The following is a 21,818-nucleotide window of genomic DNA, read 5'->3' as shown; positions in this document are numbered from 1 at the left end:
TCGCACGGCCGATCCTGCCATCATCACGCGATGATGCCGATCGGCGTCGTCGGCGGGGCCTGAACGGGCTCGGAATCCCACTTGCCGTACACGAGCTCCGTGTTGGACACGATCTGGGCTGCGAGCACGGAGACGTCGGTGCCGATCACCTCGGCCATCCCGCGCAACGTGTGCGGGATGAGGTACGGAGCGTTCGGCCGGCCGCGGTACGGCGAGGGCGTGAGGTAGGGCGCATCCGTCTCGACGAGGAGGAGTGAGCGCGGCGCGATCTGAAGCGCGTCCCGCAGGTTCTGCGCGTTCTTGAACGTGACGGTCCCCGCGAATGACATGTACCAGCCGTTGTCCGCGCAGATCTCGGCGAGATCCGGTCCACCCGAGAAGCAGTGGAACACCACCCGTTCCGGCGCTCCGACGCGCATCAGCGTCGCGATGACCTCAGCGTGCGCGTCGCGGTCGTGGATCTGCAGCGCCAGCTCGTGCCGCTTCGCCATGTCGATGTGCGCCTCGAAGGAGCGGAACTGCGCTGCGCGGCCATCCTCGTCCGTGCGGAAGAAGTCCAGGCCCGTCTCGCCGACGGCACGCACGCGCGGACGACCGGCGAGCTCGTCGATGACGGCCAGCGCGTCGTCGAGGGCGCCTTCGGCATCCAGTTCGGGCGCGTCGTTCGGGTGGATAGCCACCGCCGCCAGCATGCGCGGCTCGATCGCGGCGGTCTCCGCCGCCCAGACGGATGACGCCACGTCGGTGCCCACCTGCACGACGCCGCGCACGCCGACGGACGACGCACGATCGAGTTGCTCGTGATAGCTGAGGGCCAGGCCGTCTTCGATGCGTCCTGGACGCGCCGACGGGTCGATGTGCGTGTGGTTGTCGTACACCGGCACCGTGAGCGGTGGCGGCAGGGGCGGATACGTGGGGTCGCTAGGCATGAGGCTCGCTGGACATGATGGCGACTGCGGCGGCCCGCTACTCGGCGGAACCCTGGTCGATGCGCGGGAAGAGCGCCTCGAGCGATGCGACGCGGATGCCGGCGGGCAACTGCCCCCATCGCCCAGCATCCCGCAACGGCTGTGCGGCCAGCTCGCCGAGCGCATCCTCCACCCCGAGCGCGGTCCACAGCTTCTGGGTCGCCTTCGGGATGACCGGGGACAGCAGCACAGCGAGCGCGCGAAGGCCCTCGGCCGCCGTGTAGAGGACGGTCTGCAGGCGCTCGCGGTTCGCGTCGTCCTTGGCGAGCGTCCACGGCTCCTGATCCGTGATGTACCCGTTGAGCTCGTCGACGACGGTCCAGATCGCCGCGATGCCCTCGTGGATCGCGAAACGCTCGATGGCGGCGTCGGCGTTCGCCGCGGCATCCGCGACCGTCTTCCGGATGCCGGCGTCGGCCTCGGACGGCGTGCCGGTTGTCGGCACCTCTCCGTCGAAGTACCGCTGCAGCATGGCGATCACCCGCGAGGCCAGGTTGCCGAAGCCGTTCGCGAGCTCCGCCTGGTACCTGGCCGACAGGTCTTCCCAGCTGAAGGAGCCGTCCTGGCCGAAGCTGATGGCCCTCATGAAGTAGTAGCGGAACGCGTCGGAGCCGAACGTGTCGGTGATCTGCGACGGCGCGATGCCGGTGAGCTTCGACTTGCTCATCTTCTCGCCGCCCACGAGCAGCCAGCCGTGCCCGAACACCTTGTGCGGCACCTCGAGGCCGGCGGCCAGGAGCATGGCCGGCCAGATGACGGCGTGGAAGCGGGCGATGTCCTTGCCCACCAGGTGGTACGCCGGCCAGCGCCGGGCGAAGAGCTCGTCATCCGTGCCGTATCCGACGGCGGTCGTGTAGTTGAGCAGGGCGTCGAACCAGACGTAGACGACGTGGGACGGATCCCACGGCACTTTGATGCCCCAGTCGAAGCTCGACCGCGAGATGGACAGGTCGGAGAGGCCCTGGCGCACGAACTGCACTATCTCGTTGCGCACGCTCTCCGGCTGCACGAAGTCGGGACGCGACTCGTACAGGTCGAGAAGCTGCTTCTCGAACGCGCTCATGCGGAAGAAGTAGTTCTTCTCCTTGAGGATCTCGACGGGGCGCGAGTGGATCTTGCACACCAGCTGCCCCTGGTATTCGCCGCTGAGCGGCTCGTCCAGCTCGTCGCGCTGCTTGTACTCCTCGCAGCCCACGCAGTAGTAGCCCTCGTACTCGCCCGCGTAGATGTGCCCGTCGTCGTGCAGCTTCTGCAGGAAGCGCGTGACGGCCACCTCGTGGCGCTCGTCGGTGGTGCGGATGAAGTCGTCGTTCGCGATGTCGACGGTGTCCAGCAGCGGCTTCCAGGCGGATGCCACGAGCCGGTCGGCCCACTCGCGCGGCTCCAGTCCGTTCGCCGTCGCGGTACGCAGGATCTTCTGGCCGTGCTCGTCTGTACCCGTCAGCAGCCAGGTGTCGTCGCCGGACTGGCGGTGCCAGCGGGACAGCACATCCGCGGCGACCTCCGTGTAGGCGTGCCCGATGTGCGGAACATCATTCACGTAGAAAATGGGCGTGGTGATGTAGAACGAGGAGCCGTCGGACATGCGTTCCATCCTAAATGGAGCGAGGTGCCCGGCTCGGCCGCGTTACGAGGCCGCCGACTCCGCGCGAACAGCGCCACCGCGCCAGCTTTTCGCTTCAGCGCCACGATTTGTGGCGCGAACATGAATAGGTGGCGCTATTGACGAGGCGGGGTGCGGGGAGTGAGCTACCAGCCGAGCTCGCCGGCATCCTCCTGGAACGTGCCGCTCGGGCCGTCGAGCCCGATGGTCGCCATGCGTACGACGACCTCAGCGCTCTCCTCAGCGGGACGTCCCGGGTGGCTGCCGGGGTCTCCTCCGCCGAGCTCCGTCGCCGTGATACCCGGCTCGACGGCGTTGAACTTCACCTCGGGCACGGCCTTCGCGTACTGCACCGTGATCATGGAGACGGCGGCCTTGCTCGACCCGTACACGATCGACGGGAACGAGAACGCCGGACGCGTCGGCTCGTGTGTCGCCCAGAACGACCCGAGCGCGCTCGACACGTTGACGACCACGGGGTTCGTCGACCTGCGCAGGAGAGGCAGCGCCGCTTCCGTGACGCGGATGACGCCCACCGCGTTCGTGTCGAACACCCCGAGCACACTCGGTCCGTCGAGTGCTTCGCCGCCGCCCTGCCGCTTGGCGACCCCTGCGTTGTTGATGAGAACGTCGAGCCCGCCGTCCGCCTCGATCGTCTTCAGCGCCGCCGCGACGGAGGCGTCGTCGGTCACGTCGAGCTGCACGAAGCGTGCGCCGATCTCGTCGGCGGCCGCGCGGCCCCGTCCCTCGTCGCGAGCGCCGAGGTAGACCGTGTGCCCCGCTGCGACGAGCTGGCGGGCTGTTGCCTTTCCGAGGCCCTTGTTAGCCCCGGTGATGAGTGTCGTTGTCATGTTCATCAGCCTGCGCCGCGGCGGTGAGCCTTGGCAGTCGTCCGCTTATCGTAGGAATGCCGAGGCCAGGACGCGGCGTCGGATCCGGCGCAGACTGGAACGCGTGGATGTGTGGGACTTCGGCGGCGCCGTTCGTCGGTGGCGGGACCGCGCCACCCCAGAGACCGTCGGGCTGCCCGTCGGGCAGCGGCGGCGAGCGGCAGGGCTTCGTCGCGAGGAACTCGCCGGCCTCGCCGGCATCTCCGTCGACTATCTGACGCGGCTCGAGCAGGGGCGGGCATCCGCTCCTTCGATGCAGGTCGTCGAGGCTCTCGCCAGGGCGCTACGACTGTCGGATGCCGAACGCGACGTGCTCTTCCAGCTCGCCGGTCTCGCCGCGCCGGGTCCCGGCATGGTGCCCACGCGGATCGCACCCAGCGTGCAACGGCTCCTCGACCGCCTGGATCACACGCCGGTGATCGTGCAGGATGCCGCGTTCAACTTCGTCACGGCCAACGCTCCGTACGACGCGCTGATGGGAGACACGTCCGCCTGGACGGGCAACGAGCGTAACGGCGTGTGGCGCAACCTCGTCGGGCCCGGCACCCGAGCTGTGCACGATCCGGAGGAACGGGATGCGTTCGAGCGCGGGCTCGTCGCCGAGTTGAGACTGACCGCAAGCCGGTACCCGGCGGATCCGGCGCTCGCGAAGCTGATCGGGGAGCTCGCCGCCGCCAGCCCCCGGTTCCGCGAGCTCTGGGACACGGCCGAGATCGTGGACAGCGCAGACCGCACGCGGCAGAAGGTCATCGATCACCCAGCTGCCGGCCGCATCACGCTGGACTGCGACAACCTCACGGTCGCCCGCGACGACCTCCTGATCACCGTGTACACCGCGGAGCCCGGCACCGAGGACGCGGACAAGCTCGCGCTCGCGATCGTGCTCGGCACCCAGGAGGTCGTGGGCTGAGGCGAGCCCGGCGATGGCTGTGAGGCCGACATGACATCCGGCTGAATACATGCCGATCGGGCATGTATTCGGCCGGAGAGCGCGATCCGTCACGTCGACGGGAGGCGAACACGCTGCGCGTGAGCTCAACCCACTGCCGAAGGCGTGCGAGCCGTGGTCAGCGCGTGCCCGATGAGGGCGGACAGCATCCGCTCTCCGTCGGGTGAGAGCACGGACTCCAGGTGGGCTTGGACGGAGGCGATGCCCGGCGCACGGAACGCTGTCACGATTCCGTTCGCGTCGATGGACGGCTCGAGCGCCAGCTCGCGTCGGTCGTCCGCGGTCTCCGCACGCTCGCGCACCCCGAACGTGTTGTAGAAGCCGACGCGTGCCGGCGCACCGAACACGTCGACCGCAAGCTGGATGCCCTGCCGGGGTTCCGCGAGCGGCGCGACGTCGTGGCCGGCGAGCATCCCGAGCACCTGGTGGCTGAGGCAGACGGCGAGCAGCGGCCTGCCGCTGCGGATCCGCTCCACCATCAGCGCGCGGAGCCTGTTGATCCGCGGCTGTGGGCGCCGCGGATCGCCGGGCCCCGGACCGAACACGACGAGGTCGTCCGCCAGCACGTCATCGACGTCGGCGCACGGCCGCACACGCACGACCATTCCGGAGTGCCGCAACTGGTGGGCGAGCATCTCGGTGAAGCCGTCCTCGTTGTCGACGACCAGCACGTTCGCGCCTGCGAAGGGCAACGAGGTCGTCGTTTGCTCACGCATCCAGAACGAGGCCAGCGCGCTGTTGCGGCGCACAAGGGCGGCCTCGATCTCGGGATCCGTCTCGGTGAACGGCGTGCGCACGGGCCTGGGCGGCACCGGACGAGACGAGACGGCAGCTCCCGGGGCAGACGGCGCAAAGCCGGTCTCGACCGACGGCACTGACGTGGGCCGGCGGGGCGCGGCATCCTGCAGCCCGAGCGCCGTGAGGATGCCTGCGGCCTTCGCCCTGGTCTCCGCCGCCTCGGCTGCCGGGTCGGAGTGCCGCACGAGGGTGGCGCCCGCGGTCACGGTGAGTCGCCCGTCGGCGGTGACCCTCGCGGTGCGGATCAGGATGGGAGCGTCGAGCGACCATCCGTCGTCCTGGGGCTCGAACAGTGCGATCACGCCGGAGTAGTAGCCGCGGGGCTGCGTCTCGTGGCGCGCGATGACGCGGCAGGCGTTCTCCATCGGGGATCCGGTGACGGTGGGCGCGAACATGGTGCGACGGAGTGCCTCGCGCGGATCCAGCGACGAGCGACCGTCGAGCAGGTACTCGGTGTGGGTGAGCCGGGACATCCGCTTGAGGAAGGGGCCCGACATCCGACCGCCCGTCGGGCAGAGCGAGCTCATCAGCTTCAGCTCCTCGTCGACCACCATGAAGAGCTCGTCGGTCTCCTTGGGATCCACGAGGAAGTCGAGCAGCGCTTCGCGCGTCGGTCCGTCGCTGCCGTGCCGGTAGGTGCCGCTGATCGGGTTCATCACGGCACGGCCCCGCTTCAGGGTGAGGTGTCGCTCCGGGGTCGCGCCGACGAGCATGACCGGCTCGGCGGCTTCATCCGTTCGCTCGGAGTTCGCGACGCGCTGAGGCGCGGGGAGGTGCACCGCGAACGTCCAGTAGGCGCCGTTCTCGCCGGTGAGGAGCGCCCGCATCCACGCGAGCAGCGCGGATGCCGGCGCGTCGTGCAGTGTCGCCTCGAAGCGCCGCGCGATGACGAAGTTCGCGCCCTCGCCACGGCCGATCTCCGTGTCGATCACGCGCCGCACGATGCGCTCGTACTCCTCGTCGGTGCTGTCCGGACCGTGGAACGTGGTGGCAGGGGCGTGCGCGGGGAGCAGGGAGACGGCATCCGCGAGTCGAATGCGTTCGCGACGGGACGCCCTCAGGCAGCGCAGCGGAGCACGGTCGTCGTGGGCGACGAAGCCGCGCTCGAGGATCTGCCGATACGGCACCACCGCGAGCACCGGCACGTCCGTCAGCGGGATGTCGGCCAACGAGTCGACATCGACGACGTCGCCGCTGAACACATCGAGGTGGTCGTCGCCCTCCCGTCGCAGCAGCGCGAACGGCGGGCACTCCTCAGTGCTGTCCGATTCGGCGGCGAGCGACCGGGCGAGGAGTTCGGTGAGGAGCGGATGCGGATCGGTGTCGGTCATGGCGGGTCCTGTCTGCCGCCTGCCGAAGATCACTCCCCCGATACGGGAAACGACCGCCGAGAGGCGGTCGTCGTGTGCGTGGGTGCGCGTTCGTCGGTCCGCCGATCAGGCGGGCCACCAGGTGAGGAAGGTCGAACGCATGAGGACACCATAGCCGACACCCGGCGTGCGGCGTCAACAGGACAACAGGCCCGGAACATGCCAGACCGGCATGTTCTCGGCGGGTGAGCGCGAACAGTCATGTCGAGCCGGCCGGTGGGTTCTGACACCATCGTCCTGTGTCCGAACTGAAGACCGGCCCCCGTGCAGCGTTGGCCGTTCGCCCCTATCGCCGCTGGTTCGCGTCGCAGATCTTCTCCGCCTCCGGCACGTCCACCCAGCTGATCGGCATGGCGTGGCTGGTGACGCAGGCCACAGGCAGCGGGATCGCCCTGGCAGGCATCACGTTCGCGATCTACCTGCCGGTTCTGGTGCTCGGTCCGTTCGCGGGCGTGCTCGTCGACCGGTTCGACCGCCGGCGGCTGCTCGTGTGGACGCAGGTGGCGTTCATCGCGCTCGGCACGATCCTGACCGTGGTGACCGCGCTCGGATACGAGAGCCTTCCGTTCATCTACGCGATAGGGATCGCGACCGGCCTGGTGAACTCCGTCGATGCTCCGGCACGCCAGGTGTACCTGATGGACGTGCTGGACCATCGCCTGCTGCCGTCCGCGATCGGACTGTACGAAGTCGTGATGAACAGTGCGCGGGTGCTGGGCCCGGCGCTCGCGGGCATCCTGCTGGCCACCGCCGGAATCGTGCCGTGCTTCGTGTTCAACGCGGTGTCGTTCGTTCCGGCGCTCATCGCTCTGATCCTCAACCGTCATGTGGTCAGCCACCGGGAGGCGCATGCCGAGCGCCGCGCAGGGCTGCTGGACGGCATCCGCTGGATCGCGCACAACCCGGCCGTCGTCGTCACCCTGATGCTCGCCAGCACCTCGGGGATGCTCTTCAACCTCACGGTGACGCTGCCGCTCATCACCACCAAGACGTTCGCGCTCGACGGCGGTGTCTACGGCACGTTGACCGCCGTGTTCGGCGTGGGTGCGCTGATCGGCGCGCTGCGCGCGACCATGCAGGGCGCATCTCCGGCCTTCCGCGCGACCGCATCCCTTGCACTGGTCACGGGCCTCGTCGTGATCCTGACCGCGCTCGCTCCGAGCGTGTGGCTGTTCGGCATCGGACTCGGGCTGGCCGGCGCGGGGTCGATCTGGTTCATCGCCCGCGCCAACGCGTATGTGCAGCTCGCCGCGCCGGCGCCCATCCGCGGTCAGGTGATGAGCATCTGGAACATGGCCCTGCCCGGCATGAACCCGTTCACCGGCCTGCTCGCAGGAGCGGTGGCGGATGCCGTGAGCCCGCAGGCGGGATTCGGCCTCTCCGGCGCGCTGTACGTGGTGATCGCGGGCGTTGGACTCATCGGTGCGGCGGTGCACTCCCGCTCTCGCGCCGGAGCCGCTTAGTCGGGATTGGGTGCGTCGTGCCTCGGTGTGTCATGACCGGCCCGGTCGGAATCCGGGCGGGCGAGCTCGCTCAGCAGGTCGTCCGTCGCCTCGGCGACGGCCTCCGGATCCCTCAGCATGCCGAGGTGCCCGAGGCGGAGGTCGCGCGTGGGCCATCCTGCCGCGCCCGCACGCTGCCGCTCGGATCCGTACGCCTCGCTGAGCATCAGGTATCCGCAGGGCACCGCATCGCTCCAACCGGATGCCGCACTCAGCGTCTCCCCCAGGTAGCTGAATCGCACCCTCGGCGCCACCGCGTCGACGGCGCCGAAGGATGCGGATGACGGGAACAGCGGCTCGACGTCGTCCGAGGGGAACCACCGGGTCCAGGGCGGGAGCAGCCCGGCCTCGACACGATCCTTAAGGGTGGCAGCCGCTCCAGCCGGCACCACGGGCCAGGTGCCGCCGTCGAATGGCGGAAGCACCGCATCCATGAACACGGCGGCGCCGACGGACGCCCGCGCGATGACGCCCGGCACGACGTTGCCCGCATTGGAGTGCGCGATCAGCGCGCACCCTGGGTGGCGTCGCGCGACCTCCGCGCACGCCTCGAGCACGGCATCCGCCGATCTCGTGTCCGTCGGTGCGACCACTGCCACCACGTGTCCACGCGCGGCAAGGGCATCCGCGAACGGCTGCAGAGCCTCCGCGGGGAGGAACACGCTGCCCATCAACACCAGCTCGACAGGACTTCCGTTCGAGAACATGCCAGAACGGCCTGTTTCCGGCGGGAGAGCGGGATCTGTCATGTCGGCGCTCATCGTGAGGTCACGCGTGTCACGTCAGCCGAGCCCCGTGGCCTTGAGCAGTTCCGCTCGAAGGGCATCCCGCACGGCTGCCATGCCGTCATAGGTCTCCTCGAACGACGTCGACAGCGGCGAGAGTCCGATGCGCAAGCCGTCCGGGTCGCGGTAGTCAGGGATGACGCCGCGGTCCCACAACGTGGCGGTGACCGTGCGCATGGAGCGATGCGACACCGTGATGTGACCGCCGCGACGAGCCGGATCCCGCGGGGAGGCCAGCTTCGCCCCCAGGGGCGTGAGCCACTCGTCGAAGAGAGCGATGGCGAACTCGGTCAGCTCCAGCGACTTGGCGCGCACGGCCTCGATGCCGCGGTCCTCGATCATCTCCAGCGTGTCCTGCATCGCCAGCATTCCGATGATCGGCGGGGTGCCGCTGATGAAGCGGCGCATGCCCTCCGCCGGCCGGTATTCGGGGCCCATGGCGAAGACATCCGACGATCCCATCCAGCCCTGGATCGGCTGCCGCAGCACCTCCTGCAGGTCGGAGCGCACGTAGGCGAAGGCCGGCGATCCCGGGCCGCCGTTCAGGTACTTGTAGGTGCATCCGACGGCCAGGTCGACGCCCCAGCGGTCCAGTTCGACGGGGACGGATCCCGCCGAGTGGCAGAGATCCCAGAGCACGAGCGCGCCCGCGTCGTGCGCCAGGCGCGTGATGGCCGGCGCATCCGCGAGGAATCCGGACCGGTAGGCCACATGGCTGACCACCACGAGCGCCGTCCGCTCGCCGACGACGGCCGCGACCTGCGCCGGCGTCACGCCCGAGGCCGGATCCGCCTCGATCCAGCGCAGCGTCAGACCGCGCTCCGCCGCGATGCCGTCGAGCACGTACCGATCGGTCGGGAAGTTGTCGGTGTCGAGCACGATCTCCGTTCGCTTGCCAGAGCCGCGCGGAGCGTCCACCGCCGCCCTCGCCAGCTTGTAGAGCAGCACCGTCGTCGAGTCGCCGATGACGGTCTGACCGGATGCCGCCCCCAGCACCGCGCGCCCCAGCCGGTCCCCGATCGTGAACGGCAACTCCATCCACTCCTCGTCCCAGCCACGGATCAGCCGCCCGGCCCACGCCTCGGTGAGGAACTTCTGGATGCGCTCAACGCTCTGCACCGTCGGCCGCCCCAGCGAGTTGCCGTCGAAGTAGGCGACGAGACCGTCCGATGGCACGAACCGCGCGCGGAAGTGCGCCAACCCGTCACTGCGGTCCGCCCTGCGGGCGAACGAGTGGAACGGATCCGGCGCACCCGTGCGGCCGTCGTGCTGCGTCGTCATTCCAGGGTCTCCTCCAGGTAGTCGATGGTCGTGCCGCGCGCTCCGACGAGCCATGCCGCAGCAGCCTCCGCTGTGGCGGGCGGCGTTCCGGGCACCCAGGCCAGCCGTGGGCCGATGGCGTCCGGATGCGCGGTGCCGGCGATCGAGGCGACCAGCGCATCCCTGTCCAGTCCCGTCGCGGCGAGCGCGGTCAGTTCTCTGGCGTTGATGCCGAGCGGCAGCGGGCCGTTTCCGAGGTCCGTCCCGTACAGCACGCGGGCACCGGCCGCGACGAGGTGACGCAGGTTGTCCGCCGCGATGTCGGACTCGCGCGTGCGTTCGCCGTATCCGTGGATGTCGAGCGTGGACACGACCGCCGTGCCGGCGCGCGAGATGCGCGACACGAGTCCCGCATCCAGCACCTCGGTGAACGGTGTGTGCGCAAGCACATTGACGCCGGCGTCGAGCGCCCTGCGTGTCATCCCCTCGCCCTCCACATGCGCCGCAACGGGCACGCCCTCCGCGCGCGCTGCCGTGACGATCGCCTCGAGCAGCTCCGGCGACGGCACCGGTCCGGCCGTCGCGTTCAGCGTGACCTTGATGACGGATGCCCCTGCCGCGGCCTGCGCCCGCACCGCCGTCTCCGCGTGGTCCGGTTGCGCCACCTGCACGACGGCCGCCTCCGGCGCCCAGTCGCGCATCGACGGATACCCGCCGACGCACGTGACGAACGCGCCAGCGATGTGCACCTGCGGCAGCATCGACCCGGGGAACGCGGCCTGCGTGCGGATCCGTCCGGTCACCGCAGGATCCCCGCCCAGGTCGACGACGCTCGTCACGCCGCCGGCGAGCAGCGGCTCCGCGTCGATGAGCCCCAGGTGCACGTGGTGATCCGTGAGGCGTGGGAACAGGGTGCCTGGTACGGAGAGGTCGGCACGGACATCGGCGTCGACGGGATGCAGGAGTCCGCTGCGCAGCGCGAAGACGCTGCGGCCGCGGAATGCGCCCGTCCACCAGTCCTGAAACGCGACGGTCTGCCCCTCCTCGATCACGGGCGCTCCTCGATCACGACGCTCCGATCTGCGTACGCACCGCGTACAGCTCGGGGAAGAACGTGATGTCCAGCGCTTTCTGCAGGAATGGCACGCCGCTGGATCCGCCCGTCCCGGTCTTCATGCCGATGGTGCGCTGCACGGTCTTCAGGTGCCGGAACCGCCACAGCTGGAAGTTGTCCTCCAGGTCGACGAGCTCCTCGCACGCCTCGTACTCCGACCAGTGCTCGTCGGCGTTCTCGTAGATCTCCGCGATGACCGGGACGAGCGCCTCCGACATGCGGTACGCCTGCGTCACGTCACGATCGATGACGGCTGCGGGAACGGCGAATCCGTGCCGCGCCAGGTATCGCAGGAACTCGTCGTACAGCGTCGGGGCCTTCAGGATGCCCTCCAGCAGCTCGTGCGCACCGGCGTCGCTCTCGAACACCCGCAGCATGCGCGCATCCTTGTTGCCCAGCGTGAACTCGACCGCCCGGTACTGCCAGGACTGGAATCCGGATGAGTTGCCCAGGAATCCGCGGAACTGCGCGTACTCCGTCGGGGTGAGCGTGGCGAGCACCGACCACTGCTCCGTGAGGGTGCGCTGGATGTGCTTCACCCTGGCGATCCGCTTCAGGGCGGGTTGCAGGAGGTCGTCGCGGAGCAGGGCGCAGGCATCCGTCAGCTCGTGCAGCACGAGCTTGAGCCACAGCTCGGTCGTCTGGTGCTGCACGATGAACAGCAACTCGTCGTGGTGCTCCGGGCGACTCACCGGATGCTGTGCAGACAGCAGGCGATCGAGGTCGAGGTACGACGAGTAGCTCATGCGCCGCGCGAAGTCCGTGACGATGGACTCCTCGTAACGATCCGCGGACTCGTGACCGACCGCCGAATCCGCTCGGCCGGCCGGATCCGTCTCGGGTGCGTCGTGCGTCATCGTGCCTCCTCGCAGTCCGCCCCCATTCTTGCCGGGACACCCGGATCGCCGCACCACCGCGGCGCGGGTCGTCATCGCGCGCCGCCACCGCGCCTGATTCAACCGGCGGTGGCGATCAGACGGCGACGAGCTCCAGCACCATCGCGTGCTCGGGGTGGAGCCCGGGCAGCGGCAGGCCCGCCTCGGCGAGCACGCGACCGGAGACGATGACGCCCTCACCGGACTCGACTGCAGTGCGCAGCCATTCGGGCAGCGAGATGTGGGCGACGGCGTGCCGATCCAGCTGAAGGCCCGTCGTGATCCGGTAGCTGCGATCGGCGTCGAGGCCGGGGAAGCGCAGCCGCGCCGGCGATTCGTTGGGCGAGGTGGCCAATGACACGTACGCGAAGACGGCGCGCGACCTGTCGTGCGAGACGACGCCGTACGCGGCATCCTCCGTGCCAGGACGATCGACGTGCACGGAACGACCGGTGTGGAGGAGATCGCGGTGCGTCTTGTAGAAGGCGATGGCGGTGCTCAGTTCGGCGCGCTCGGCATCCGTCAGCGTGCGCACGTCCCACTCCATGCCGAAGTGGGCGAAGAGCGACGTGATGGCACGGAACGACAGCGCGTGCGTGCGACCCGTGGTGTGCGAGGTGCCGGGCCCGACGTGGGATCCAATCAGCTCCGGCGGCAGCACGAGACCCGTGCCGCGCTGGATCGCCTGCCGCTCCAGCGCGTCGTTCGTGTCGGATGCCCACACCCGGTCCGTGCGCTCCAGGATGCCGAGGTCCACGCGTCCGCCTCCGGACGAGCAGCTCTCGATCTCGACGCCCGGATGCGCCGCCCTCAGCTCGTCGAGCAGCCGGTACACGGCGAGCGTCTGCGCGTGCGTCGACGGTCGGCCGTCGTGGCCGAGCTCGAGCTGGTCGCGGTTCTGATCCCACTTCAGGAAGTCGATCGGATACTCGCTGAGCAGGGCGTCCAGACGCTCGTAGACGTAGGCCCAGGCATCCGGATTCACCAGGTCGATCACCTGCTGGTGACGCCACGGCAGGGACAGACGGCCACGGGCGCCGTCCGGACGGGCGATCCAGTCCGGATGCTCGCGCGCCACCCGCGAGTCCTCGCTGATCATCTCGGGCTCGACCCAGAGGCCGAACTGCATGCCCTTGCCGCGCACGTGCTCGACGAGCGGCGTCAGCCCGTTCGGCCAGACATCGGGATCCACGAACCAGTCGCCGAGGCCCTTCGTGTCGTCGCGACGGCCGAGGAACCATCCGTCGTCGAGCACGAAGCGCTCGACGCCGAGATCGGCCGCGGCATCCGCGAGTTCCGAGAGCACGCCGAGGTCGTGGTTGAAGTACACGGCCTCCCACGTGTTCAGCACGACGGGACGCGGCGTCGACGGATGCCCGGCCCTGGCGCGCACGAAGTCGTGGAAGCGGGCGCTCATGCCGTCGAGACCCTCACCGGAGTACGACGCGTAGACGGTCGGCGCGACGTACGATTCGCCGGCCGCGAGGGCGACCTCGCCCGAGCGCAGCAGCTCGCCGACGGCGAGCACGGTCTGCCCGTCGCCGGCGCGCTCCACGCGGCTCGTGTGGTCGCCGCTCCAGCCAAGGTGCAGCGCCCACACCTCGCCGGAACGCCAGCCGAAGGCCGGAGTTCCGGCAGCGATCACGAGCGTCGAATCGTGACCCGTTCGCCCGTGGCGTCCCGTGCGGCTCCACGTGCCCTGGTCGATGCTGCGGCGCTGCGGATGCTTCTCCCGTGTCCAGCGCCCTGTGAGGTCGAGCGACTCCGTCGCCTGTCCGGGCACGGGCAGCGTCGCGTCCAGCGCCTCGAGGGTGTACGGAGCGTCGCCCGTGTTGGTGAGGGTCTGCTCGATCCTCAGCAGACCGGTGGCGTCCAGCGTGAGCACGGCGTCCACGCGAAGAGCGGATGCGTCGTCCGTGAACACGAGGACCGCGCGCTGGGAGCCGGCCGGCTCCGCGTCGTCGGCACGGGCATCCTGCAGCACCAGGCGCGGTGAGAACGCGTGGCCGTCGCGGCTGCCCCCGATGCCCGGCGTGCCGCGCCAGCCGCGCGACGCCTGCGGGATCAGGGACGCCTTCAACGGTGTATCGAACGCGGAGGAGGTGGCGCCCCCGGTGAAGAGGGCGACGTCCGGCACCTGCTCGCCGAGGTCGGCTCCCCAGTGCGCGACGCGCGCATCCGCGTCGCGCAGGTCGAGGAGGACGCTGACGCCTGCCGCGCGCAGGTACAACCGGTCGATCATGAAGGGGCCTCCGAAGGGGTTCGATACTCGGGCGTGCTGACGATGCGCAGCTCGCCCGCACGGGTGGACAGCACTTCCCTTGCGTGAGCGCCGAGACCGTCGTCGCTGATCACGACGGCCGCCTCGTCCAGCTCGGCGATGGTGGACATGCCGACGGTGCCCCACTTGGTGTGGTCCGCCAGCACGACGACCCGACGGGCTGCGGCCACGAGTGCCCTGTCCGCTTCCGCCTCGAGCAGGTTGGGCGTCGTGAATCCCTCGTGCTCGTCCATGCCGTGCACGCCGAGGAACAGGTAGTCGAGGTGGAGCTGCCGGAGAGCGGAGATGGCGATCGGGCCGACCAGGGCATCCGACGGCGTGCGCTCGCCACCGGTGAGGATGACGTGCCCCTGCCCGCTGGAGGCCTTGGGGAACAGCGCGCTCGCCACCTGCACCGAGTTGGTGACGATGGTGCAGTCCAGTGGCGCGTTCGCGAGGATCGACGCGAGCCGCCAGGTGGTGGTTCCCGCGCTGATACCGATCGCGCTGCCCGGACGCACGAAGGATGCCGCCTCCCGCGCGATCGCCAGCTTCTCCCGCTCCTGAAGCACGATCTTCGACTCGAACCCCGGTTCGTCGGTGCGCAGCCCGCCACCGGGCAGCGTGGCACCGCCGTGCACGCGCTCCAGCAGTCCGCCGGTCACGAGCACGTCGATGTCACGCCGCACGGTCATCTCGCTCACCGCGAACTGCGCGGCCAGTTCGGTGACACGCACGGTGCCGCGTTCACGGGCCCGAGCGACGATGGCGCTCTGACGCGCAGCTGCAAGCATCATGCGATTATCCCTTGCTGGCGCCGAGCGTCAGACCGGCGACGAACTGCCGCTGGAGCACGAGATAGATGATCAGCGTCGGGATGACAGTGATGATGGCGCCCGCCGCCAGCAGGTTGTAGTTCGACAGGAACTGCCCCTGCAGGTTGTTGATGGCGGTGGTCACCGGCAGCCGGTTGCCGGATTGGATGAAGATCAACGGCCAGAAGTAGTCGTTGTAGATGAAGATCACCTCGAGCGTGCCGAGCGCAGCGAGCGCCGGTCTGGTCAGCGGAAGGATGACGTTCCAGTACTGGCGCCAGATGCTCGCACCGTCGACCCGCGCCGCTTCGGTCAGTTCGTTCGGGATCGCCTTCATGAAGTTCGAGAGCACGAACGTGCAGAAGCCGATCTGGAACGCGGTGTTCGCCGCGATGACGCTCACGTACGTGTTCAGCAGCGTTCCGGAGTCGCTCATCCAGTACGGCAGCGTCGTGTGCTTGAACATCTCGAAGAGCGGGGCCGCGAGCACCTGCGGCGGCAGCAGGTTGCCCGCCGTGAACATGATCAGCAGTGTCACGTTGAACCGCCAGCTGTACCGCGACACGGCGAACGCCATCATGGAGGCGAAGAACAGGGTCAGCAGCACGGCAGGCACGGTGATGATCACCGAGTTGCCGAAGTAGGTCGGGAACCCGCCCTGCGTCCACGCGTCGATGAAGTTCTGGAAGTTGAAGTGTCCGGCGATCGAGAAGTATCCGTACTTGTCGGTGTCGGCCTTCGGTCGCAGCGATGTGTACAGCGCCCATACCAGGGGCAGCAACCAGATGATCGCCATCACGGTGATGAAGATCGCAGTCCCCCAGAGACGCTTCTTGTGCCGCCTGGGCGGAGTCGGCGCGTGCGGCGGCACGCGGACGGATGTCGTCGTGGTGGCGCTCATTCCGTCTCCTTTCGGAATGTCCTCGCCAGATACCAGACGATGGGTACGAGAGAGATGATCAGCAGCACCACCGCCAGTGCGGATCCGACGCCGATCACCTGGCCCTCACCGATGAGGTTCTGGATGACCAGTGCGCTGAGGAGTTCGAGGCCGTTCGTGCCTCTGTTGATCACCCACACGATGTCGAAGGCGCGCAAGGACTCGATGATCGTGATGACGACGATGATGATGTTGGTCGGCTTCATGGCGGGGAACACCACCTGGAAGAACGACTTCCATGCGCCGGCCCCGTCGAGGGATGCCGCCTCCTTGAGGCTCGGATCGACGCTCTTCAGGCCGGCCAGGTACAGGATCATCACGTAGCCGGCGTGCCGCCACGTCGCTGCGACCATGGCGGCCCACAGGTTCACTCCCGGTGTGCCGAGCCAATCGACGGCGTTCGGCTTGCCCGCCGTGCCCAGCAGGAAATTCAGCAGTCCGTTGTCCTGCGAGTAGAACAACTGCCAGATGATGCCGATCAGTGCCAGCGACAGCATCACCGGCGCGAAGAAGATGCTCTGGTAGATGCGGCTGCCCTTGAGTGCCTGATCGAGCAGCACCGCCAGCAGGAGTCCCAGCGGAGTGCCGATGACGCCGAGGAACAGCAGCCAGACGACGTTGTGGAGCACGGCGGGCCAGAACGGTGTGTAGTCCTGGAAGACGTACTGGTAGTTGCCCCATCCGGCCCACTTCATGTCGCTGAAGTCGAGACCGTTCCACTGCACGAACGACAGGCCGATCGAGAACAGGGTGGGCAACCAGACGAGGACGAGCTGGATCAGGGTGGGGATGCCCACCATGATCGACAGCACGACGACGTCGCGGCGTGTGAATTGGCGCAGCCGACGACGCTTCCGGGCGGGGGTGGCCCCCCGCCCGGAAGCGGTCGCCTTCTGCGTGTCTGCAGACGTGACCGCCATGAGGGATGCTTCGCTCCCGCTACTCGGCGGCGTACAGCGTCTTCGCCTGCGCTTCGATGTTGCTCAGGTCGACGCTGCCGTTCTTGATGAACGTCTGCATCGCAGGCTCGAGCACGTTGGATGCCATCGCGGGCAGCGCGTCGCGGTCGAAGAACTGGCTGATCGACTTGGCGTCGGCGATGACACCGGCGAGCTTCTTCGTGAAGGCGCTGTAGCCGGAGGTGTCGGCATCCTTCGCCGTCATGATGTTGGACTTGTCGATCGAGTAGTACGCTTCCTGGCCGGCTCCCGTGCCCATGAACTGGAGCATGTCCTTTGCCGCCTGGTTCTGTCCGCCCTTCTTCGACAGCATGAGGCCGTCGATGGGAGCCTCGACCGCGTCCTGACCCTCGACCGCGACTTCGGGGAACGGGAAGAAGTCGATGTCGGCCAGCACTGTCGGATCGGTGAACTGCTGTGTGATGAACGAGCCGAGCAGCATCATGCCGGACTTGTTCTGCGCGAGCTTCTGCGCGGCATCCTGCCAGGTGAGACCGAGCGCATCGGGGTCCTGGTAGGGCAGCATGATCTTCCAGGTGTCGAAGACGTCCTGCACCTTCTTCTGGTTCCAGGACTCCTTGTGCGCGCACAGGTCCATGTGGAACTGGTAGCCGTTCGTGCGCATGTTCAGGTAGTCGAACGTGCCGCACGCGGGCCACGCGTCCTTGTCGGCGAACTGGATCGGAATGATCCCGTCGGCCTGCATCTGCTTGCACAACGCCTCGAGGTCGTCCATGGTCTTCGGGATCTGGTATCCCTTCGACTGCCAGAACGACTTGCGGTAGAAGAAGCCCCACGGATAGTTGTAGTTCGGCACGAAGTACTTCTTGCCGTCCTCGCCCGTCGAGGCCTTGGTCAGGCCCTCGGTGAAGTTGCTGCCGATCTTGTCCCAGACATCGTCGACGTCCGCGACCAGACCCTTCTTCGCGTAGTACTGCATCCGGTAGCCGGCGAACCACGTGAACGCGTCGTCGGGGCTGCCCTGAAGGTAGTTGTTGATCTTGTTCTGGAATCCGTTGTGGTCGACCGTGTTGACGGTGACCTTGTCGCCCGACTTCTTCTCGAACGCCGAGACGAAGGCCGCATAGGCCTTCTTCGGGACCGGGTCGGATGCGTTGGATCCGAAGGTGAGGGACTTGCCACCGGACGACGAACCGCCGCCCGAGGTGGTTCCGGTGCAGGCCGCCAGCAGCGGGACGGCACCCAGGCCCAGCGCCCCGACGCCGACACCCTTCAGAAGAGTGCGGCGACCGATGGGGGTGCCACCGTTGAGCTCATGCATGTTGACTCCTTTGTAACGTGCAAGGGGTGTGCAAAAACGCACATAGTCGATCATATTCACGCATCGTCCGCGAGGGAATAGCGAATCAGACATGACCGGACGAGCGATGCCGAATCCGTCAGTGGAGAGCGTTTTCCGCACGGACAGCGACATTCATCGCGTGAGCCGACTGCGAAGTCCCGAACACCACGATGTGCGTCGGGGCACGAAATCGCATAAATTCGCACACGGATTTCCCTGCCGATCGAAGGAGCTCGAATGCCGTCGTCACGTGAAGCATCCCTGGGCGCGGTGTGGCGGCATCCGGAGGTCACCTCCCTGGGCCGCGAGCCCCAGCACGCCGTCGCGCGGACCGCGTGGTTCGACGGCGGCGTTCCCGCTGACGTGATCGATCTGGACGGCACGTGGCGATTCCAGCTGCTCCCCCGGCCGGAGGCCGAACTCGGTGACGGATGGCGTGACATCCGCGTGCCAGGCGCCTGGACCATGCAGGGCACCGGCGACTTGCCGCAGTACCTCAACATCCGGATGCCGTTTCCCGCCTCCCCGCCGACCGTGCCCGACGAGAACCCGACGGGCGTCTACCGCCGAACGTTCGAGGTGCCTGAGGTGTGGGTGAGCCGCCGGATCATCCTGAACGTCGGCGCAGCCGAGAGCGTGCTCCTCGCGAGCGTCAACGGCGTGCAGGCCGGAGTGAGCAAGGGCAGCAGGATCGCCGCCGAGTTCGACGTGACCGACCTCGTCACGGTCGGCGAGAACGAGCTCGAGCTGACCGTTGTGAAGTGGTCGGATGCGAGCTTCATCGAGGACCAGGACCAGTGGTGGCACGGCGGGATCACCCGCGGCGTGCGGCTGTACGCCACGAACCCGGTCTTCCTGCGGGACGTGCGGGCCGTCGCGGACTTCGACGCGGCATCCGGATCCGGACGGCTCGACGTGGACGTCGTCGTCGGGTCACCGGACGACGTGACTCCCGCCGGGCTCAGCGTGCGCGTGCGGCTCGGCGCCACGGAGGAATCGGCATCCGTCTCGACCCGCGTCGAAGCGGATCCCGACGAGGCGGAGTCGCAGGAGCTGCTCGCGCAGATCCCCGCCGACCAGAGCCTCTTCGAGCTGCACGGCAGGAACGCGGCCGGCGTGCAGCTGGAGGAGCCACTGCGCACACTCGCCGCGATCGCGACCTCCGCCATCCTTCCCGAGCCGCACGGAAGGGCGAGCACGAGCCTGTCCGTGCCGCACGTCTCGCCGTGGAGCGCCGAGACGCCTGCGCTGCACCCGCTGACCGTCGAACTCGTCGACGCCGAGGGCACCGTGCTCGACACGGCCCGGCTGCGTGTCGGCTTCCGGCGGGTCGAGATCGTCGGCAGGGACCTGCTCGTCAACGGCCGGCGCATCATGGTGCAGGGCGTGAACCGCCACGAGTTCGATCCGCGCACCGGACGCACCCTCGCTCGGCACCAGATCGCCGCCGAGCTGGCGAACCTGAAGCGCTGGGGCTTCAACGCCATCCGCACGTCGCACTACCCGAACGATCCGGCGTTCTACGACCTCGCGGACGAGTACGGCTTCTACGTGGTCGACGAGGCCGACCTGGAGACACACGACTGGGCGTGGACGCTGTGCGACGATGCGCGCTACCTGAACCAGTTCGTCGACCGGGTGTCCCGCATGGTGCTGCGCGACAAGAACCACGCGAGCGTCATCATGTGGTCGCTGGGCAATGAGGCGGGATCCGGCACCAACCAGGATGCCGCCGCCGGCTGGGTGCGCGGATACGATCCGACCCGTCCAGTGCACTACGAGGGCGCGATCGCCCGCGACTGGTTCGGCGGGCAGCGGCAGACCGACGTCGTGAATCCGATGTATCCGCCGATCGACGCGATCGTGTCGTACGCGCGGGATGCGCGAGCCGACCGTCCGCTCATCATGTGCGAGTACAGCCACGCCATGGGGAACTCGAACGGGTCGTTCGACGACTACTGGGCCGCGATCCGCTCCACGCCTGGACTGCAGGGCGGCTTCATCTGGGAGCTGAAGGACCACGGGCTCGATCCTGACGGCGACGGACACTACCGCTACGGCGGCGATTTCGCGGGCGGCGACGCCACGCTCAACGACGGCAACTTCTGCATCGACGGGCTGCTGTTCCCGGACGGGAGCCCGCATCCGGCGATCTACGAGGTGCGACGCGTCTTCTCCCCCGTCGAGATCGTCTCGGATGCCGCGGCCGCCCGCGCTGGCACGCTGCGACTGCTCAATCGGCAGACGTTCGCGTCGTTGGAGGGTCTCGTCCTCGACGCCGCCGTGGCCCGTGCGGACGGAACACTGACCGAGCCCGTGAAGGTGGATGCTTCTGCCGACGCCAGCGAAATCGCCGAGGTCACGCTGCCCGCCGACCTCGTGCAGCGGCTGGCGGAGGGTGACGCACTCGCGCTGCGGGTCACGGTGCGGACCTCCGCCGACCACGTGTGGGCGCCGGCGGGCACCGAACTCGCCGTGCTCGAGGTGCGCATGCAACCGCTCGTTGAGCCTTGGCCCCCGGCAGCCGGTTCCGGCGCGTCGCCCAGCGACGTGATGGCCGTGCCGCCGGGGAGTGAAACCAGCACCACCCAGGACGGGTTTCGACAAGCTCAACCTGCGGAGGGTGGAGGACACCCTCACCCAGCGGATGGCTCCGCCGTCGCCCTCGACACCGACGGCATCGTGCAGCATCCCGTGTTCGCATCCGGTCCCCGGCTGCTGTTCTGGCGGGCGTTGACGGACAACGACAAGTCCATCCCGCTGCAGCAACGGCTCGAGGCGACGGGGCTGCGCGGCCCGGAGCGTCGGGTCGAGGCAGTGGAGCAGGACGGCGACACGACGATCGTGCTGGCGACGTACACGACCGCCTCCGGGCACGTCATCGAGCACACGCAGCGGGTCGCAGCATCCGCAGACGAGCTCGTCTTCACGGAGCGCGTGACCGTGCCGGACGGCATCGGACCGGTGCCGCGGATCGGCGTCCAGTTCGCGCTCGTTCCCGGCTTCGAGGACGTGTCCTGGTTGGGCGACGGACCCCACGAGACGTATCCGGACCGCAGGTCGTCCGGACTGCTCGGCCGCTGGACGTCGACGGTGGACGAGCTGCAGACCCCGTATGTGCGCCCGCAGGAGAACGGCGGACGCACCGGCGTGATGAGCGCCGCACTGAGCGACGGCGCCCGCACCGTGACGCTGCGGTTCGGCTCACCCGTGCTGTTCCAGGCATCGCACCAGAGTGTGGACGACCTCGAGCGCACCGGTCATGTGTGGGAGCTGCCGCGACACGACGAGACCTACGTGCGCGCCGACATCGCCCACCGCGGCCTCGGCACCGCCTCGGTCGGACCGGATGCGCTCGAGCCGTTCATCGTGCGGCCCGGCGTCTACGAGTGGAGCTGGTCACTGACCATCCTGCCCGAGTGACGTC

Annotated in this window: 16 protein-coding genes; 3 read left to right on the top strand and 13 right to left on the bottom strand. The window is 68.5% G+C overall.

Features of this window, described 5'->3' with window-relative positions; genetic code table 11:
- Nucleotides 1-23: 23 nt before the first annotated feature.
- The 3 genes from ACX9R5_RS09040 to ACX9R5_RS09030 all read right to left on the bottom strand — a co-directional run bounded on the left by ACX9R5_RS09040 (nt 24) and on the right by ACX9R5_RS09030 (nt 3,422).
- Nucleotides 24-929: a TatD family hydrolase gene (locus tag ACX9R5_RS09040; RefSeq protein ID WP_459408648.1), complete on the bottom strand. Its 906-nt coding sequence runs from the start codon at nt 927-929 to the stop codon at nt 24-26.
- A gap of 37 nt (nt 930-966) precedes the next feature.
- Nucleotides 967-2,553, bottom strand: a complete 1,587-nt coding sequence (gene metG, locus ACX9R5_RS09035) for a methionine--tRNA ligase (RefSeq protein WP_459408647.1) — start codon at nt 2,551-2,553, stop codon at nt 967-969.
- 164 nt (nt 2,554-2,717) lie between these two features.
- Complete coding sequence (locus tag ACX9R5_RS09030; protein ID WP_459408646.1) at nt 2,718-3,422, bottom strand: SDR family NAD(P)-dependent oxidoreductase; 705 nt, start codon at nt 3,420-3,422, stop codon at nt 2,718-2,720.
- A gap of 103 nt (nt 3,423-3,525) precedes the next feature.
- Here ACX9R5_RS09030 and ACX9R5_RS09025 point away from each other — a divergent pair, with 103 nt between their 5' ends.
- Nucleotides 3,526-4,371: a helix-turn-helix transcriptional regulator gene (locus tag ACX9R5_RS09025; RefSeq protein ID WP_459408645.1), complete on the top strand. Its 846-nt coding sequence runs from the start codon at nt 3,526-3,528 to the stop codon at nt 4,369-4,371.
- 125 nt (nt 4,372-4,496) lie between these two features.
- Here the strand turns inward: ACX9R5_RS09025 and ACX9R5_RS09020 are convergent, their stop codons facing one another.
- Nucleotides 4,497-6,539: an anthranilate synthase family protein gene (locus ACX9R5_RS09020; RefSeq protein ID WP_459408644.1), complete on the bottom strand. Its 2,043-nt coding sequence runs from the start codon at nt 6,537-6,539 to the stop codon at nt 4,497-4,499.
- A 278-nt stretch (nt 6,540-6,817) separates the two neighbouring features.
- On the opposite strand from ACX9R5_RS09020, the gene ACX9R5_RS09015 reads away from it, so the two are divergent.
- Nucleotides 6,818-8,041 (top strand): MFS transporter, encoded by a 1,224-nt coding sequence (locus ACX9R5_RS09015; RefSeq protein WP_459408643.1) that lies wholly within the window; start codon nt 6,818-6,820, stop codon nt 8,039-8,041.
- Here ACX9R5_RS09015 and ACX9R5_RS09010 read toward each other — a convergent pair.
- From ACX9R5_RS09010 to ACX9R5_RS08970, 9 genes are all read right to left on the bottom strand, one after another.
- Nucleotides 8,038-8,829, bottom strand: coding sequence for a hypothetical protein (locus ACX9R5_RS09010; RefSeq protein ID WP_459408642.1), 792 nt, complete (start codon nt 8,827-8,829; stop codon nt 8,038-8,040). The two genes, ACX9R5_RS09015 and ACX9R5_RS09010, sit on opposite strands and share 4 nt — an antisense overlap.
- Before the next feature lie 33 nt (nt 8,830-8,862).
- Entirely contained in the window at nt 8,863-10,146 is a 1,284-nt protein-coding gene (locus ACX9R5_RS09005; RefSeq protein ID WP_459408641.1) for a kynureninase, read from the bottom strand.
- The gene (locus ACX9R5_RS09000) at nt 10,143-11,177 is read right to left on the bottom strand and encodes an amidohydrolase family protein (RefSeq protein ID WP_459408640.1); all 1,035 of its coding nucleotides are present in this window, start codon (nt 11,175-11,177) and stop codon (nt 10,143-10,145) included. The genes ACX9R5_RS09005 and ACX9R5_RS09000 overlap by 4 nt, the downstream gene beginning before the upstream one ends.
- A gap of 13 nt (nt 11,178-11,190) precedes the next feature.
- Complete coding sequence (kynA, locus tag ACX9R5_RS08995) at nt 11,191-12,096, bottom strand: tryptophan 2,3-dioxygenase (protein WP_459408639.1); 906 nt, start codon at nt 12,094-12,096, stop codon at nt 11,191-11,193.
- Nucleotides 12,097-12,211: 115 nt separating this feature from the next.
- Complete coding sequence (locus ACX9R5_RS08990) at nt 12,212-14,356, bottom strand: alpha-galactosidase (protein WP_459408638.1); 2,145 nt, start codon at nt 14,354-14,356, stop codon at nt 12,212-12,214.
- Nucleotides 14,353-15,168, bottom strand: coding sequence for a DeoR/GlpR family DNA-binding transcription regulator (locus ACX9R5_RS08985; protein ID WP_459409058.1), 816 nt, complete (start codon nt 15,166-15,168; stop codon nt 14,353-14,355). Before ACX9R5_RS08985 ends, ACX9R5_RS08990 begins: the two co-directional genes overlap by 4 nt.
- Before the next feature lie 7 nt (nt 15,169-15,175).
- A complete protein-coding gene (locus ACX9R5_RS08980) occupies nt 15,176-16,090 on the bottom strand; it encodes a carbohydrate ABC transporter permease (protein WP_459408637.1) in 915 nt (304 codons plus the stop codon).
- Nucleotides 16,087-17,049: a carbohydrate ABC transporter permease gene (locus tag ACX9R5_RS08975; RefSeq protein ID WP_459408636.1), complete on the bottom strand. Its 963-nt coding sequence runs from the start codon at nt 17,047-17,049 to the stop codon at nt 16,087-16,089. Before ACX9R5_RS08975 ends, ACX9R5_RS08980 begins: the two co-directional genes overlap by 4 nt.
- 19 nt (nt 17,050-17,068) lie before the next feature.
- On the bottom strand, nt 17,069-18,370 hold the full coding sequence (locus tag ACX9R5_RS08970; protein ID WP_459408635.1) for an ABC transporter substrate-binding protein: 1,302 nt from the start codon (nt 18,368-18,370) through the stop codon (nt 17,069-17,071).
- Nucleotides 18,371-18,628: 258 nt separating this feature from the next.
- Between ACX9R5_RS08970 and ACX9R5_RS08965 the strand changes: the two genes are divergently transcribed.
- Nucleotides 18,629-21,814 (top strand): glycoside hydrolase family 2 TIM barrel-domain containing protein, encoded by a 3,186-nt coding sequence (locus ACX9R5_RS08965; protein WP_459408634.1) that lies wholly within the window; start codon nt 18,629-18,631, stop codon nt 21,812-21,814.
- Nucleotides 21,815-21,818: the final 4 nt, after the last annotated feature.

This window comes from Rathayibacter sp. CAU 1779, assembly GCF_054551755.1.
The sequence above is the reverse complement of the archived record's forward strand: the minus strand, read 5'-3'. Positions and strand labels throughout refer to the sequence as shown.

Excerpts from the sequence above, each read along its gene's own strand:
- ACX9R5_RS09040 (WP_459408648.1), bottom strand. The coding sequence starts at position 929 with ATGCCTAGCGACCCCACGTATCCGCCCCTGCCGCCACCGCTCACGGTG.
- metG (WP_459408647.1), bottom strand. The coding sequence starts at position 2,553 with ATGTCCGACGGCTCCTCGTTCTACATCACCACGCCCATTTTCTACGTG.
- ACX9R5_RS09030 (WP_459408646.1), bottom strand. The coding sequence starts at position 3,422 with ATGACAACGACACTCATCACCGGGGCTAACAAGGGCCTCGGAAAGGCA.
- ACX9R5_RS09020 (WP_459408644.1), bottom strand. The coding sequence starts at position 6,539 with ATGACCGACACCGATCCGCATCCGCTCCTCACCGAACTCCTCGCCCGG.
- ACX9R5_RS09010 (WP_459408642.1), bottom strand. The coding sequence starts at position 8,829 with ATGACAGATCCCGCTCTCCCGCCGGAAACAGGCCGTTCTGGCATGTTC.
- ACX9R5_RS09005 (WP_459408641.1), bottom strand. The coding sequence starts at position 10,146 with ATGACGACGCAGCACGACGGCCGCACGGGTGCGCCGGATCCGTTCCAC.
- kynA (WP_459408639.1), bottom strand. The coding sequence starts at position 12,096 with ATGACGCACGACGCACCCGAGACGGATCCGGCCGGCCGAGCGGATTCG.
- ACX9R5_RS08990 (WP_459408638.1), bottom strand. The coding sequence starts at position 14,356 with ATGATCGACCGGTTGTACCTGCGCGCGGCAGGCGTCAGCGTCCTCCTC.
- ACX9R5_RS08985 (WP_459409058.1), bottom strand. The coding sequence starts at position 15,168 with ATGCTTGCAGCTGCGCGTCAGAGCGCCATCGTCGCTCGGGCCCGTGAA.
- ACX9R5_RS08980 (WP_459408637.1), bottom strand. The coding sequence starts at position 16,090 with ATGAGCGCCACCACGACGACATCCGTCCGCGTGCCGCCGCACGCGCCG.
- ACX9R5_RS08975 (WP_459408636.1), bottom strand. The coding sequence starts at position 17,049 with ATGGCGGTCACGTCTGCAGACACGCAGAAGGCGACCGCTTCCGGGCGG.
- ACX9R5_RS08970 (WP_459408635.1), bottom strand. The coding sequence starts at position 18,370 with ATGCATGAGCTCAACGGTGGCACCCCCATCGGTCGCCGCACTCTTCTG.
- ACX9R5_RS08965 (WP_459408634.1), top strand. The coding sequence starts at position 18,629 with ATGCCGTCGTCACGTGAAGCATCCCTGGGCGCGGTGTGGCGGCATCCG.